Annotated in this window: 15 protein-coding genes and 2 pseudogenes; 11 read left to right on the top strand and 6 right to left on the bottom strand. The window is 68.8% G+C overall.

What is annotated here, in order from left to right; genetic code table 11:
• Positions 1 to 113 precede the first annotated feature (113 nt).
• The 5 genes and pseudogenes from AC069I_RS12070 to AC069I_RS12050 all read left to right on the top strand — a co-directional run bounded on the left by AC069I_RS12070 (position 114) and on the right by AC069I_RS12050 (position 2,954).
• Positions 114 to 974 carry a putative RNA methyltransferase gene (locus AC069I_RS12070; protein ID WP_478265416.1) on the top strand — a complete coding sequence of 287 codons (861 nt, stop codon included), beginning with the start codon at positions 114 to 116 and terminating at the stop codon, positions 972 to 974.
• Entirely contained in the window at positions 974 to 1,588 is a 615-nt protein-coding gene (locus tag AC069I_RS12065; protein WP_478231478.1) for a (2Fe-2S)-binding protein, read from the top strand. Before AC069I_RS12070 ends, AC069I_RS12065 begins: the two co-directional genes overlap by 1 nt.
• Positions 1,589 to 1,653: 65 nt before the next feature.
• A pseudogene (locus AC069I_RS12060) lies at positions 1,654 to 2,296 on the top strand (PLP-dependent transferase); the annotation flags it as partial.
• Positions 2,293 to 2,743: pseudogene (locus AC069I_RS12055) on the top strand (CoA-binding protein). The pseudogenes AC069I_RS12060 and AC069I_RS12055, both read left to right, overlap by 4 nt.
• Before the next feature lie 34 nt (positions 2,744 to 2,777).
• Positions 2,778 to 2,954: a hypothetical protein gene (locus AC069I_RS12050; protein ID WP_340687324.1), complete on the top strand. Its 177-nt coding sequence runs from the start codon at positions 2,778 to 2,780 to the stop codon at positions 2,952 to 2,954.
• Here the strand turns inward: AC069I_RS12050 and alc are convergent.
• Both alc and allB read right to left on the bottom strand, forming a co-directional pair.
• Positions 2,945 to 3,961, bottom strand: coding sequence for an allantoicase (alc, locus tag AC069I_RS12045; protein ID WP_478265415.1), 1,017 nt, complete (start codon positions 3,959 to 3,961; stop codon positions 2,945 to 2,947). The genes AC069I_RS12050 and alc overlap by 10 nt on opposite strands.
• Position 3,962: 1 nt before the next feature.
• Positions 3,963 to 5,291, bottom strand: coding sequence for an allantoinase AllB (gene allB, locus AC069I_RS12040; RefSeq protein WP_478225607.1), 1,329 nt, complete (start codon positions 5,289 to 5,291; stop codon positions 3,963 to 3,965).
• 105 nt (positions 5,292 to 5,396) lie between these two features.
• Between allB and AC069I_RS12035 the strand changes: the two genes are divergently transcribed.
• Genes AC069I_RS12035 through pucL form a run of 4 tightly spaced genes read left to right on the top strand, consistent with a single transcriptional unit; the run spans position 5,397 to position 7,621 of the window.
• On the top strand, positions 5,397 to 5,873 hold the full coding sequence (locus AC069I_RS12035) for a helix-turn-helix domain-containing protein (protein ID WP_395882521.1): 477 nt from the start codon (positions 5,397 to 5,399) through the stop codon (positions 5,871 to 5,873).
• Positions 5,874 to 5,931: 58 nt separating this feature from the next.
• A complete protein-coding gene (gene uraD / locus AC069I_RS12030; protein WP_478265414.1) occupies positions 5,932 to 6,423 on the top strand; it encodes a 2-oxo-4-hydroxy-4-carboxy-5-ureidoimidazoline decarboxylase in 492 nt (163 codons plus the stop codon).
• Positions 6,420 to 6,737: a hydroxyisourate hydrolase gene (gene uraH / locus AC069I_RS12025; protein WP_478265413.1), complete on the top strand. Its 318-nt coding sequence runs from the start codon at positions 6,420 to 6,422 to the stop codon at positions 6,735 to 6,737. Before uraD ends, uraH begins: the two co-directional genes overlap by 4 nt.
• A gap of 5 nt (positions 6,738 to 6,742) precedes the next feature.
• Positions 6,743 to 7,621, top strand: a complete 879-nt coding sequence (pucL, locus tag AC069I_RS12020) for a factor-independent urate hydroxylase (RefSeq protein WP_478265412.1) — start codon at positions 6,743 to 6,745, stop codon at positions 7,619 to 7,621.
• On the opposite strand, the gene AC069I_RS12015 is transcribed toward pucL, so the two are convergent.
• On the bottom strand, positions 7,618 to 9,123 hold the full coding sequence (locus AC069I_RS12015; protein ID WP_478231483.1) for an alpha/beta hydrolase: 1,506 nt from the start codon (positions 9,121 to 9,123) through the stop codon (positions 7,618 to 7,620). The genes pucL and AC069I_RS12015 overlap by 4 nt on opposite strands.
• Positions 9,124 to 9,281: 158 nt before the next feature.
• On the opposite strand from AC069I_RS12015, the gene AC069I_RS12010 reads away from it, so the two are divergent.
• The gene (locus AC069I_RS12010; protein WP_478225612.1) at positions 9,282 to 9,857 is read left to right on the top strand and encodes a TetR/AcrR family transcriptional regulator; all 576 of its coding nucleotides are present in this window, start codon (positions 9,282 to 9,284) and stop codon (positions 9,855 to 9,857) included.
• Positions 9,858 to 9,959: 102 nt separating this feature from the next.
• Positions 9,960 to 10,649: a hypothetical protein gene (locus tag AC069I_RS12005; RefSeq protein WP_478265411.1), complete on the top strand. Its 690-nt coding sequence runs from the start codon at positions 9,960 to 9,962 to the stop codon at positions 10,647 to 10,649.
• 59 nt (positions 10,650 to 10,708) lie between these two features.
• On the opposite strand, the gene AC069I_RS12000 is transcribed toward AC069I_RS12005, so the two are convergent.
• Genes AC069I_RS12000 through AC069I_RS11990 form a run of 3 tightly spaced genes read right to left on the bottom strand, consistent with a single transcriptional unit; the run spans position 10,709 to position 13,041 of the window.
• Positions 10,709 to 11,080 (bottom strand): allophanate hydrolase-related protein, encoded by a 372-nt coding sequence (locus tag AC069I_RS12000; RefSeq protein ID WP_478225614.1) that lies wholly within the window; start codon positions 11,078 to 11,080, stop codon positions 10,709 to 10,711.
• Positions 11,071 to 12,513 carry an NCS2 family permease gene (locus AC069I_RS11995; RefSeq protein WP_478225615.1) on the bottom strand — a complete coding sequence of 481 codons (1,443 nt, stop codon included), beginning with the start codon at positions 12,511 to 12,513 and terminating at the stop codon, positions 11,071 to 11,073. Before AC069I_RS11995 ends, AC069I_RS12000 begins: the two co-directional genes overlap by 10 nt.
• 33 nt (positions 12,514 to 12,546) lie before the next feature.
• Complete coding sequence (locus AC069I_RS11990; protein WP_016336263.1) at positions 12,547 to 13,041, bottom strand: nucleoside deaminase; 495 nt, start codon at positions 13,039 to 13,041, stop codon at positions 12,547 to 12,549.
• Positions 13,042 to 13,062: the final 21 nt, after the last annotated feature.

Here is a 13,062-nt window from a genome sequence, read left to right as displayed (position 1 = left end):
GCGGCGATTCAGGTTTCACCCGCGTGAACTGTCGGTGCGGCGTTGTTACGTCCAGGTTTCCGGAGACCTGGTGCGTTCTGTCCGGTTGCGAAACCTCATGGTCGAATAGGTCCATGAACGCACGTGTATCCGGCCATGACCCACTGCCACCGGAGATCGTCCGGTCGCTGCGGTGTTCGGTCTGCGGTGACCCGGTCGGGGTAACCGATCGCACGGTGCGTTGCGGGAGAGGCCACTCGTTCGACGTAGCGAAGCAGGGTTACGTCAATCTTCTGCACGCGCGCATCCCGGCGGGCACGGCGGACACCGCGCCGATGGTCGCGGCCCGCGTCGACCTCCTTTCTTCCGGTGCTTATCTGCCTCTCGCCGACGCCCTCGCGAAGGTGGCCGCGGACCACGTCGAGGACGGGATGGTCATCGACGCCGGCGCGGGCACGGGGTACTACCTCGCGCACGTGCTCGACGCCGTCCCCGCCGCGTACGGACTGGCGCTCGACGTCTCCGCCGTCGCCCTGCGCCGGGCCGCGCGCGCACACGCGCGCGCGGGCGCGGCCGTGTGGAATCTGTGGGAACCCTGGCCGGTGGCCGACTCGAGCGCGTCACTCATCCTCAACGTCTTCGCGCCCCGCAACGCCCCGCAGTTCCACCGCGTCTTGACCGCGGACGGGCTGCTGGTCGTCGCGACACCGAAACCGGGACACCTCCGGGAACTGGGCGACCTGGTGATCTCCGTCGACGGCGGCAAGGACGCGCGGCTGGAGGACACCCTCGGCGAACGCTTCACCCGGGTGGACCGGCACGAGGTCACCCAGCGGGTGACGCTGGGGCCCGCCCTGATCCGCCAGGTGGTCGAAATGGGGCCGAGCGCACACCACCTGCACCGCGACGGCCGCCGTGAACGCCTCGACGCGATCACCGCGCCGGTGGACGTCACCACCTCGTTCAGCGTCACGCTGTACCGGCCGGTGCCCTGATGGAGGCATCCGCGACGCTGCTCGCCGACGCAACCTGGGTCAGCGCCCGCATCGGCGGGGCCGCGAAACTCTACGGCTGCTCGCGACCCGAAGTGCTCGGCACGATCTGGTGGTACTCGCTGTCCTCCGTCCTCGTCGCGCCCTCTGTCGAGTCGCTCGTACGTGGTGAGCCGCTGGACCCGTCACTCGACGCCGTCACGATCGACCTCGTCCCGGACGGCCGTTTCACCGGCGCCCGGTCGGCACGGCTCCTCGACGGTGGGCTGGCCGAACTCGGCGCCGCGTTCGCCGGGACGCTGAGCACGGCGATCGGCACCATTTCGGCCGTCACGGGGGCGAATCCGCGCGCGCTGGGCGCGATCGCGACGGATTCGATCGGCAACCGCCTGCTGTGGACCGGCGACACCGCGCGAGCGATCGAGCTGGCGGCACCGCTCGTGGCCGCGATCGGGCTCGGGATGCCGGAGCCGCGATTCTCCCGGATCGGGCGGAACACCGTGGTGCGCCGTGCTTCCTGTTGCCTGATCTACGAAGCGGGCAACCCGAAGTGCACCAGTTGCCCCCGGCAGACCCCGGAGGAACGGGACCGGCGGCTGCGCGCCGCGCTCGGCTAGTGCGCGATTTCCTTGCGCGACAAGGCGAGTTCGCCTGGCGATCGGTCGGGTTGGTCGTGAGTGGCGATTCGGGTTCCAATACTCCAGCTGTAGTTCGTGCTCTGGGTGTCGTCGCTGGTAGTGGCTGGTTTTGGCTCGGTGTTGGTGTCGGGCACGGGACCACGTTGGGCGGCGTGGTCGTCGAGTCCGGGAAGTTCGACTGGGGCAACGGGAAGTTCCCGCGGATGACCGAGGTCGTCGAGAGCTACGGCGGACTGAAGTACTGGGAGAACTTCGGCGAGTACGCCTTCTGCACCCGGCTCCGCGCCGAGCAGTTGCGCGACATCGGCGCGGTCCTCTCCCCGCATTCGGCCTTCCTCCTGCTGCAGGGGGTCGAGACCCTGCCGCAACGGATGGACGCCCGACCGCGCGAAGAAGTACTTGCCCGCCGGGCCGGGCGCCGTGTTGTCCTTCGGCGTCGACGGCGGGCGCGCGGCCGGGGAAACCTTCGTGAACTCCGTCGAGCTGCTGTCGCATCTGGCGAACGTCGGGGACGCGCGGACCCTGGTCATCCATCCGGCGTCCACCACCCACCAGCAGCTCTCCGAAGACCAGTTGCGCGTGGCGGGGGTGGGAGCGGATCTGATCCGCCTGTCGGTCGGGCTGGAGGACGTCGACGACATCCTGTGGGATCTCGATCAGGCACTCGGCAAGGCGGTGGCGGGATGACCTACGACGTCGGCGCGGTCGAACGCCGCCGCATCCTTTCGCGGACGAGGTCGGTGACCATCGTCGGCGCCTCGAACAACCCGGCGCGGCCGAGCTACCAGCAAGTACGAAGTCAACTTCGTGAACCCGAGGCTGGACGAGCTCCTCGGGCGCCCGGTGTACCCGTCACTGGCCGATGTGCCCGGCGAGGTCGACCTGGTCAGCGTCTTCCGCAAGCACGACGACCTCCCCGGCGTCGCCGAGGAGGTCGTCAAGGCAGGAGCGCGCACGCTCTGGCTGCAATTGGGCCTGTGGCACGAGCCCGTCGCCGACCGCGCGAAGGAGGCCGGCCTGGACGTGGTGATGAACCGCTGCGTCAAGATCGAGCACGCCCGGTTCGCGGGCGGGCTCCACCTCGCCGGATTCGACACCGGTGTGATCAGCTCCCGTCGCCGGTCCGCCCCCTGACCAGCGCGACCGCCGCCCGTGAGAGGGTGGCGGCATGGCCAAACCGACGCCGCTGCAGATCAGGAACATCGTCATGGCGGTGCTGATGGTGGGTGCCCTGGTGTGGAACCTGTCCATCGGCGGCGCTTGGTGGCTCACCGCGATCTTCTCGATCGGCACCGTCCTCTCGTTGTTCTCCGCGTATCTGAACCGGCCCGGCGCTCAGCCCTGAGCGGCCTCGAAACGCGAAGCGAGATCCGCGCGGCCGCGCTCCGAAAGCGCCCCGAAGAGCCGTAGGCGCGCCATCCCGCCGTCGGGATAGATGTCGAGACGGACTTCGGTCACCTCGGGCCCCTCGGCGAGGGCGAAGCGGTGCCGTGTATCGGGCTGCAAGCGGGTCTTCGGCAGCAGTTCGACCCATTCGCCGTCGCCGTCCCGGCCGCTCAGCGACGCCCAGCCCGGCGCGTTGCCCTTGAGGTTGCTGTTGTCCAGTTCGGCGAACCGGACGATGCCCGCGCCGGCGAGGCGCACCGTGACCCAGTCGTTCCCGCCGTCCCGGCGCCGCGCGGTCTCCCAGCCCTCGGCCTGATGCGCGGCGAGCCCTGGCGAGAAGAGGTTGTTGGGCGAGGAATAGAACATGTTGCTGCAGCCGGTGACCACCGCGCCGTTCTCCAGCGCGGCGAGATCGAGCGCGCCGAGGTCGAGCAGCCGCGGATCGGGGATCGGCGTGCCGTGCACCCGCAGCCGGGCCACGCCGCCGTCCGGGTGCATGGTCAGCCGGACGTGCGTGTAGCGCTTGCTCCCGCCGACCTCGAAGGAGTTCTCCGTGTGCCCCGCCGCCGCGCCGCGTTTCACCAGCACGTCCCAGTCCGCTTCGGCCAGTTCGGCGGCGTTGGGATAGCCGTCGGCGGCGCACGCCTCGACCGAGACGAACGGCGGGTAGTTCCCCTTGAAGAACGCGGTGTCGACGATGACACCGGTGATCGCGCCGGCCAGGCCGAGCCGGACGACGGCCTGGTCGTCACCGGGCTCGCGGTGCCGCCGGGTCTCCCAGCCGTCGTAGACCTGGCCCTTGGGGCCGAAGGTCTCCGTCTGATGCGCGGGGACCCAGGGGTTGACCAGGTTCTCCTTCTCGGCGAACAACTCGTCCGTCGCCCACATCACGGTCCCGCCGAACTTGCGCGAGGCCAGATCGGGCAGGGCTGTCCACTCAGGACGGTCGTTCACGGCATCCTCCATCTCAGCAGTCACCCCGGGTCAGCAGAACGCCTGCCGGGTCTTCACCGGTGATCTCCTCGCCCCGCAACCACGTGCTCCGGACGACACCGGCCAGCGGCCGTCCGTGGTAGGCGCTGACCGGGTTGCGGTGCTTCAATTTCGCGACGTCGACGACGAAGGCCTCGTCGGGCGCGAACACGCTGAAGTCGGCGTCGTAACCCGGCGCGAGATGCCCCTTGCGCCGCATCCCCGCCTGCGCGGCCGGATGTTCGGCCATCCAGCGGACGACGTCGGTGAGGGCGAACCCGCGCTGTCGTGCCTGGGTCCAGACAGCGGGCAGGCCGAGTTGCAGGCCGGCGATCCCACCCCACGCGAGCCCGAAATCGCCGCTGTCGAAACGTTTCAGCTCGGGGGTGCACGGCGAATGATCGGTCACCACACAGTCGATGACCCCGTCCGCGAGGCCTTTCCACAGCAGCTCGCGGTTCCCGGCCTCGCGGATCGGCGGGCAGCATTTGAACTGCGTGGCGCCGTCGCCGATCTCCTCGGCGGTGAAGCTCAGGTAGTGCGGGCAGGTCTCGGCGGTCAGCCGAACGCCGTCGCGCCGCGCGCTCTCGACCATCGGCAACGCGTCCGAAGAGGACAGATGCAGGATGTGCGCGCGGACGCCGGTCTTCCTGGCCAGCTCGATGACCTGCGCGATCGCCACGTTCTCCGCGCCGCGCGGCCGCGAGTGCAGGAAGTCTTCGTACTTCTCGCCGTGCGGGTCGGGCGCGTGATCGATCGCGTCGGAGTCCTCCGCGTGCACGATGATCATGCCGTCGAAGGTCCGCAGTTCGGTCATCGCCTCTTCGAGCCCGCGCGCGTCCAGCGGCGGGAACTCGTCGACACCGGAATGCAGCAGGAACGACTTGAAACCGAACACTCCGGCCTCGTGAAGGCCGCGCAGGTCCGCGAGGTTGCCGGGAATCGCCCCGCCCCAGAATCCGACGTCGACGTGCACCCGTCCCTCGGCGGTCTCGCGTTTCACCTCCAGCGACGCGACGTCGACCGTCGGCGGGAGGCTGTTCAGCGGCATGTCCACGATCGTGGTGACCCCGCCTGCCGCGGCCGCGCGGGTCGCCGAAGCGAAACCCTCCCACTCCGTGCGACCGGGGTCGTTGACGTGCACGTGCGTGTCCACCAGGCCCGGCAGCAGGACGACGTCCTCACCGAGTTCGAGCAGCCGATCGCCGCCCAGATCGGCTCCGGCGGGCTCCACCGCGACGATGCGGCCGCCGTCGACACCGATGGTCGCGGGTACCTCTCCGGCGGCCGTCACGGCCCGGGCGGCTTTGATCACCAAGTCCATCCACAAGCCTCCAACTTCCACTGAGCGGAATCGAGGTTTCGCACTCCGACATTAACTCCGGCCACCCTGCTCGTCAACGAGCCCGGACGGCGTTACCTTCGCTTCGTGCAGTTAGAAGCCGAGTTCACCAGCGAACCGTTCCACGGCGAAGGTCCGCCACCCGAACACGCCGTCAAAGCCCGCGACACCGCGGAGGACGCGGGCCTGTCCGCCGACTTCGGCCCGCTCGGCACCCTCGTCCGCGGCGACGCCGACACTCTCCTCGACGCGCTTCCCGCCATCGCCAGGGCGGCACTGGACGGCGGCGCCACCCGCGTGACCCTCCAGCTCCGCCAGGTCGGCGACGACGCGGGCGAACCCGCCGTCGAACTGCACAGTGCCCTCGCCCGCCTCATCGGCGACGTCGAACGCGAACTCGGCGGCAAACTCGACACCCTCGACCGCGCCGCCAAGCAGCGCGCGGTACGGCTGCTCAAGGAACGCGGCGCGTTCGGCCTCCGCAAGTCGGTGTCGACCGTCGCCGAGGCGCTGGGGGTCACGAGGTTCACGGTCTACAACTACCTCAACCGCGACCAAGACTGAAGAGCTGTTTCAACAAAATGTTGACGACGGCGGAATCGTCGCCGTACCGTCAGTTCCCGTGCCGCTCACCATCCGAGAGTTCAACGAGGCCCCCGCACAGGACGTCCGGCCGGCGCTGACCGCCTGTCTCGACGTCCCGCGCTGGGTGGAGACCCTGCTGGCCAGGCGCCCGTACGCCGATCTCGCCGCGCTGCTCGCCGCGTCCGAGGCGCTCACCCCGTTGCGTCCCGAAGAGATCCGGCGCGCCATGGCCGCCCATCCCCGGATCGGGGAGAAAGCGGAAGGGAAAAGCACCGAAGCGGGCTGGTCCCGCTCGGAACAGTCCGGTGTGGACGGTGACGCGGCGCGCGAATTCGCTGCGGCCAACGCCGAGTACGAAGCGACGTTCGGGCACGTCTTCCTGGTCTGCGCGAGCGGCCGGAGCGGCGCCGAACTGCTGGAAAACCTGCGTTCGAGGCTCTCGAACGACCCCGAGAAGGAACTCGAAGTGGCCGGTCAAGAGCTGGCCAGGATCGCCGCGTTGCGGCTGGAGAAGGCGATGACGGCATGAGCCTCGTGACCACGCACATCCTCGACACCGCCGCGGGACGGCCGGCGGCCGGCGTCGGGGTCAGGCTCGAAACCGGCGCGGGCGAACCCGTCGCCGAAGGCCGGACCGACACCGACGGCCGGATCCGCGGCCTCGGCCCGGACACCTTGGAACCCGGGGTCTACCGGCTGGTCTTCGACACCGGCGCCTACCTCGGCCCCGACTCCTTCTTCCCCGAAGTCACCTTGACCTTCCGCATCGCCGACGGGACCGAGCACCACCACGTGCCGTTGCTGCTGAGCCCGTTCGCCTATTCCACCTATCGAGGGAGCTGATCGCCGTGGCCATCACCCTGGGCCCCAACCAGTACGGCAAGGCCGAAGTCCGGCTCGTCACCGTCCAGCGCGAAGGCACCGTCCATCACCTCAAGGACCTCACCGTTTCGACGTCGCTTCGTGGCGACCTCGCGGCGACGCACCTCACCGGTGACAACGCCGACGTCGTCGCGACCGACACCCAGAAGAACACCGTCTACGCCTTCGCCAAGGAAGCCCCGGTCGGCGAGATCGAGGACTTCGCGCTGCGGCTCGGGCGCCATTTCGTCGGCTCGTTCGAGCACATCACCGGCTCCCGGATCCTGATCGACGAACACGGCTGGAACCGCATCTCGGGCCACGACCACGCGTTCTCGCAGGCGGGCGGCGAGAAGCGGACGACCGCCGTGACCGTGCAGGGTGACCAGGCCTGGGTGGTGTCCGGTTTGGACGATCTCGTGGTGCTCAAGTCGACCGGCTCGGAGTTCCACGGCTTCCCTCGCGACAAGTACACGACACTGGCCGAGACGAACGACCGGATCCTCGCGACCGCCGTGACCGCGCGCTGGCGCTACCAGGGCGACGGGATCGACTGGGCCACGAGCCACGCCGAGATCCGGCGGATCCTGCTGGAGACCTTCGCGGACAAGCACAGCCTCTCCCTGCAGCAGACGCTGTACGCCATGGGAGAGGCTGTGCTCAACGAACGCGAAGAGGTCGCCGAAGTCCGGCTCTCACTGCCGAACAAGCACCACTTCCTGGTGGATCTGTCACCGTTCGGACTGAAGAACGACAACGAGGTCTTCTACGCCGCCGACCGTCCGTACGGCTTGATCGAGGGTGTGGTCCTCCGCGACGACGCCGAAGACGCCGGTCTCGCCTGGCACACCCTCGCCGCCTTCTAAGGCACCGGCAGCGGCATACCGGGGACGCTCTGGTCGGCGGGGACGACCCCGTCGACCAGGAAGGCGTTCACGATCTTGTCCACGGCGGGGTTCCCGTCCGCGTAGAGCCCGTGGTCGCCCTCACCGGTCACGGTCAGCATGCGCGAGTTGGCGAACCCCGCGTGCGCCTTCCGGGCGCCCTCGATCGTCGTAGCCGGGTCGTGCTCGGAGTGGACGATCAGCACCGGCGGGACCCCTTTGCCGTCCAGCTTCGGCAGCGGGCGCGGTTCCTTGTCCCAGAACAGGCAGACCGAGGCGTTCAACGTGCCGCCGCCCGCCAGGAGCAGACCGCGGTCGAGGTTCCGCTGTGAAGCGCGGATCAGCGACTCGCGGGTGCCGGTGAAGCGCCCTTCGCCGCAGACGGTGTTCCAGAAGGTGGCGTCCGCCGCGTCGGAGTGGTCACCCGCGGCCTCGACGGCGGCCTTGGCCTCGGGCTTGGCCTGCTGGTTCTCCATCGCGTCCCGGACCTTGACCAGCAGATCGGCCAGCGCCGGGAAGGTCGCCTTCTTGTAGAGCATGTAGATGATCGCGGTGTCGAGTTCCATCGGCCCGGTCCCGTCCATCGGGTTGCGGGACAAGGCGTAGCGGGCCCGCTCGTAGGTCTGCCGGACCTCCTCACCGCTGGTGCCGAAGTGGTACTTGGCGTCGTACCGCGCCATCCACGGCAAAAAGTCCTGCCTCCAGCGCCGTTCGAAACCGACCGGCTGCCGGTCGAACGTCTTCTGCCAGTCGGTGGTGAACTCCGTCGAGGAGTCCAGCACGAACCGCCCGGTCCGCTGCGGGAACTGCTGGGCGTAGTGCGCTCCCAGCCAGGTGCCGCCCGAGTACCCCACCCAGTTGATCTTCTCCCGGCCGAGGAGGGCCCGGAGCAGGTCGAAGTCCCTGATCGTCTGGTAGGTGGTGATCAGCGGCCCGAGTTCGCCGCCGGCGCTCTGGCAGGACTTGGCCGCGTACTCGGCGTTCGCCAGGATCTGGTCCAGATTGCGCGGATCCCGGTCGCGCGGATCCAGCTTCCGGATGCCGTCGACCGCTCCCCGGCAGGTGACGTTGGTGCTCTTGCCGGTCCCGCGCACGTCGATACCGATGATGTCCTGGTGCTCGCGCAGTTTCTCCTGCCCGCGGAACATCGTCGGCTGCCAGCGGCCGGCACCGCCCGGCCCGCCCGGGTTGGTGAGCAGCGACGCCGTCGACGGCCCGGTGGACTTCAGCCTGCTGATCGCGATGGTCAGATCCTGCCGCTCCCCCGCCCGATCCCAGTCACGGGGAGTACGGAACGTCGCGCATTCGAGCCCGCTGATGTCGGTGCCCGGCGGCAACGAGATCAGGTCGGATTCGGCGCAGGGATGCCACGCCAGCTTCTGCTCGGCGTAGTGGGCCGGGACGCCCGCCGAAGCCGGTGTGGCTCCGGCGAGGAGCCCGCCCACGATCACCGGGAGCATCCCGGCTGCCAAGAGCCGCTTCATGTATTTCCCCCTTCTTCCTTGGATTCCCAACGGCTCACGACGCTAGGGCCGGGCACACCACGCGGACATCGACCGCAGGTAGCGCCGGAGGGTGAACCAAGGTTCAAGGGGCGGCTAGATCCACGGACGCGTTTGATAGAACGCTCTATCATGGAAGAGTGACTGGAACGCGGGAACGCATCGTGAACGCCGGCGCCGAGCTGCTCCGGCGCAACGGGTACACCGGCACCGGGGTGAAGCAGATCGTCGAGGCGGCGAACGCGCCGTTCGGCTCGCTGTACCACTTCTTCCCCGGCGGCAAGGAACAGCTCGGCGAGGAGGTCATCCGCACCTCGGGGATGATGTACCTCGCGTTGTTCGAGATCTTCTTCGCCGACGAGCCGGACCTGCTCCACGGTATCGAGGCGTGCTTCGCCAGCGCCGCCGAGACGCTGAAAGCGACCGACTACGCCGACGCGTGCCCCATCGCCACGGTCGCGCTGGAGGTCGCCAGCACCAACGAGAAGCTGCGGATCGCGACCGCCGACGTGTTCACGGCGTGGATCGAGACCGGCTCCGAGAAGCTGGGCAAGTACGGCCTCGCCCCCGAATCCGCGCGGCGCCTCACGATCGCTTTGGTGAACAGTCTCGAAGGAGCGTTCGTGTTGAGCCGTTCGCTGCGTAACACCGAAGCACTCGAGGTCGCGGGGGCCTCGTCGGTGGCTTTCGCGCGCACATTGCTCCCTGCTGCGTGAAGCACCGACGGCAGGCTTCTGAACACCGGGATTTCTCCGCAACGGACAACGGCTTCCGGCCGACCTAGCGGTCGCCAACACCGAAATCCGTTTGGGGAGCCCATGATCATCAGGAAGCTCGTGATCGGCACCATCGCCGCGGCCGCGCTGCTCACCGCGGGCCCGGTACCAGCGACCGCCGCCGAGGTCCAGCCGTCCACCCTCACCACGACCACCAGCAGCACCCGGATCGACGCCGGGCAGAGCGTCACGATCTCCGGGAAGCTCGCCAAGGCCGACGCCACGCCGATCGCGGGCGCCGAGGTGGGTATCTCGTTCTGCTTCAACGGCTTCTGCGGTGAGGCCCAGGCCAAGCCGGTCACCGACGCCGCCGGCGCGTACAGCGCGACACTGACCCCGATCCGCACCGGCCACTACCGCGCCGACTTCTTCTCGGCCGACCCGTCGATCGCGAACTCGGGCGCCGACACCGCGAAGATCGTCGTGCTCCACCCGGCGGAGATCACGTCGTTCGCGGCGGGCCGGAACGCGGCCAAGGCCGTGACCGCCACCGGGACGATCGAGTTCCCCGGCCGGTACACCGCGAACCCGATCCCGGTCGAGCTCCAGTACTTCTCGTTCAGCACCTACCGCTGGACCACGGCGGCGACGGTCACCGCGACCTGGAACGGCACCACCTGGGCCTTCGCGGCTTCGGCCGAACACCGCAAGCCCGGCGCCTGGCGGGCCTTCTACGCGGGCGCGCCCGAGATGTTCCACGCGGCGGCGAGCGACCTCGTCTTCGTGCTCTGACATTCCGTGAAGGCCTCCTTCCCTACTCTCAGGGTAGGGAAGGAGGCCTTCACGGACCGCTAGCGGGACGCGAGGTACGCCCGCCAGTCGCCTATCGAGGAGATGTCCGTCAGCTCCGGGGTGTCCACATAGGACGAACGCAGGACGGTGGCGAGGCAGGCCGCGCCGTCCTCGAGTTCGATGACGCCCAGCTCCAGTTCCGGCGGTTCGGCGGGAACGAGATGGTCTCGCAGCACCGTGAGCGGCAGGTCGTAGACCTCGCCCACGACGGACGCGGAACCGCCCTCGCGCATCGCCGGGAACCGGTCGCCCACGGAGAAGTAGTGATACTTGGGCGCGGAGCGGGCCACGCAGCACAACGGCGTGCCCTGCAACTGTTCGTGCAGCGGTCCGCCGCGCATCCCGCCGCCGTTGAGGAACATCAGAACCACGACATGATCCCTTCGATCCCGAAGTACACCCCGAACACCGCGGCCAGGATCCCGAGGATCCAGCCGATCTCGCGGATCTTGCCCTTGCAGATCTTGATCAGCACGTAGGCGACCAGCCCGGCGCCGATCCCGTTGGTGATCGAGTAGGTGAACGGGATCAGCGCGATGGTCAGGAATACCGGGATCGCGAAATCCAGGTCCTGCCAAGGGATCCGGCGGCACTGCGCCATCATCATCCCGCCGATGACCACCAGCGCGGGCGCCGCGGCCTGCGCCGGGACGATGGCCGCGATCGGCGTCAGGAACAGCGTCGCGGTGAACAACCCGCCGGTGACGATGCTCGCCAGCCCCGTCCGCGCGCCCTCACCGACGCCGGCGGCCGATTCGAGGAACACGGTGTTCGGCGCCGATCCGGTGACGCCGCCCGCCAGCGCGCCCGCGCCGTCGACCAGCAGGATGCGGCCCATCCCCTCGACCTTGCCGTTCTTGACCAGCCCCGCCTCCTCCGAGACGGACGTGATCGTGCCCATCGCGTCGAAGAACCCGGACAGCACCAGTGTGAACAGGAAGACCGCCGCCGTCACCGCGCCCGCCGACCCGAATCCGCCGAAGAGATCGATGTCGCCCAGCAGGCTGAAATCGGGATGCGCCACGACCTGGTCGGGCACCTTGGGTTCCACCAGCCCCCAGCCCTCGACGTGGAACACACTGTTGACCAGCACCGCGAGCCCGGTCGCGACCGCGATGCTGATCAGCACCGCACCCGGCACCCCGCGGCTCACGAGCACGATCATCAGCAACAGCCCGAGGCAGAAGATCGCGATCGGCCAGCCTTCGAGATGACCGGCGATCCCCATCCGCACCGGCACCGTCGACTGGGCGGAGTCCGGTGTCCTGGTCACGAATCCGGCGCTGACCAGGCCGACCAGCGCGATGTAGAGCCCGATGCCGACGGTGATCGCGACCTTGAGCGCCATCGGGATCGCGTTGATGATCCGCTCGCGGATGCCGGAAACGGCCATCAACACGATGCAGAAACCTTCGAGGACGACGAGCCCGAAGGCCTGCGCCCACGTCATGGCCGGAGCCATCTGGAAGGCGACGACACCGTTGACGCCGAGACCGGCCGCGAGCGCCAGCGGCGCGTTGCCGACCAGTCCCATCAGGATCGTGGTGACCCCCGCCGCCAGCGCGGTCGCGGTGGTGATCGCCTCGGTGCTCAGCCGGGCTCCGGTGATGTCGGCCGACGCCCCGAGGATGAGCGGGTTGAGCAGCACGATGTAACACATCGCGACGAACGTGGTGATCCCGCCGCGCACCTCGCGGCCGATCGTGCTGCCGCGGTGGGAGATCTTGAACCAGCGGTCGAGCCCGGACAGCCGCCCCGGCTCGGGCGAGGGCAGGTGAGGACGCTCGGTACCTAATTGGGTCATGCCTACTCCACAACGTTGTGGGGCGGGAAGAGATCAGTAAGCCTTCTTGTCGGGTTTCGACAGCCAGGCCTGGAAAGGCGCGAAAGAGTCCGGAAGGGACAGTTGGCCGACGGGTAGTGACCAGGTCTCGCGCGGGCGGGAAAAGAGGTCGTAGAACTCGCGGTCGTCGAAGCCCGCCTCGGCCGCGTCGTGGCGGTCCGCGGCGTAGACGACCTTGCCGACACGCGCCCAGAGCGCCGCGGAAAGGCAGAGCGGGCAAGGCTCGCAGGAGGTCACGAGGACGCAGCCGTCGAGTTTGTAGTCGCCGATCGCCTGGCAGGCCGCGCGGATCGCGACCACCTCGGCGTGCGCCGTCGGGTCCAGCGTCGGGGTCACCTGGTTGGTCCCGGTGGCCAGCACCGAACCGTCGCGGACGATCATCGCGCCGAACGGGCCGCCGCCGTTTTCGACGTTCGCGGTGGCCAGCTGGACGGCTTCGGCGAGCCATTTCTGCTCGTCGGACTCCGAAATGGACAGACGGGTACCCACGGATGTGCTCCTAGCTCGAAA

The organism is Amycolatopsis sp. NPDC043885, assembly GCF_056435685.1.
This window is presented reverse-complemented; position numbering and strand designations above follow the sequence as displayed.

Coding starts and splice junctions, on each gene's coding strand:
- AC069I_RS12070 (WP_478265416.1), top strand. CDS start 114: ATGAACGCACGTGTATCCGGCCATGACCCACTGCCACCGGAGATCGTC.
- AC069I_RS12065 (WP_478231478.1), top strand. CDS start 974: ATGGAGGCATCCGCGACGCTGCTCGCCGACGCAACCTGGGTCAGCGCC.
- AC069I_RS12050 (WP_340687324.1), top strand. CDS start 2,778: ATGGCCAAACCGACGCCGCTGCAGATCAGGAACATCGTCATGGCGGTG.
- alc (WP_478265415.1), bottom strand. CDS start 3,961: ATGGAGGATGCCGTGAACGACCGTCCTGAGTGGACAGCCCTGCCCGAT.
- allB (WP_478225607.1), bottom strand. CDS start 5,291: ATGGACTTGGTGATCAAAGCCGCCCGGGCCGTGACGGCCGCCGGAGAG.
- uraH (WP_478265413.1), top strand. CDS start 6,420: ATGAGCCTCGTGACCACGCACATCCTCGACACCGCCGCGGGACGGCCG.
- AC069I_RS12015 (WP_478231483.1), bottom strand. CDS start 9,123: ATGAAGCGGCTCTTGGCAGCCGGGATGCTCCCGGTGATCGTGGGCGGG.
- AC069I_RS12005 (WP_478265411.1), top strand. CDS start 9,960: ATGATCATCAGGAAGCTCGTGATCGGCACCATCGCCGCGGCCGCGCTG.
- AC069I_RS11995 (WP_478225615.1), bottom strand. CDS start 12,513: ATGACCCAATTAGGTACCGAGCGTCCTCACCTGCCCTCGCCCGAGCCG.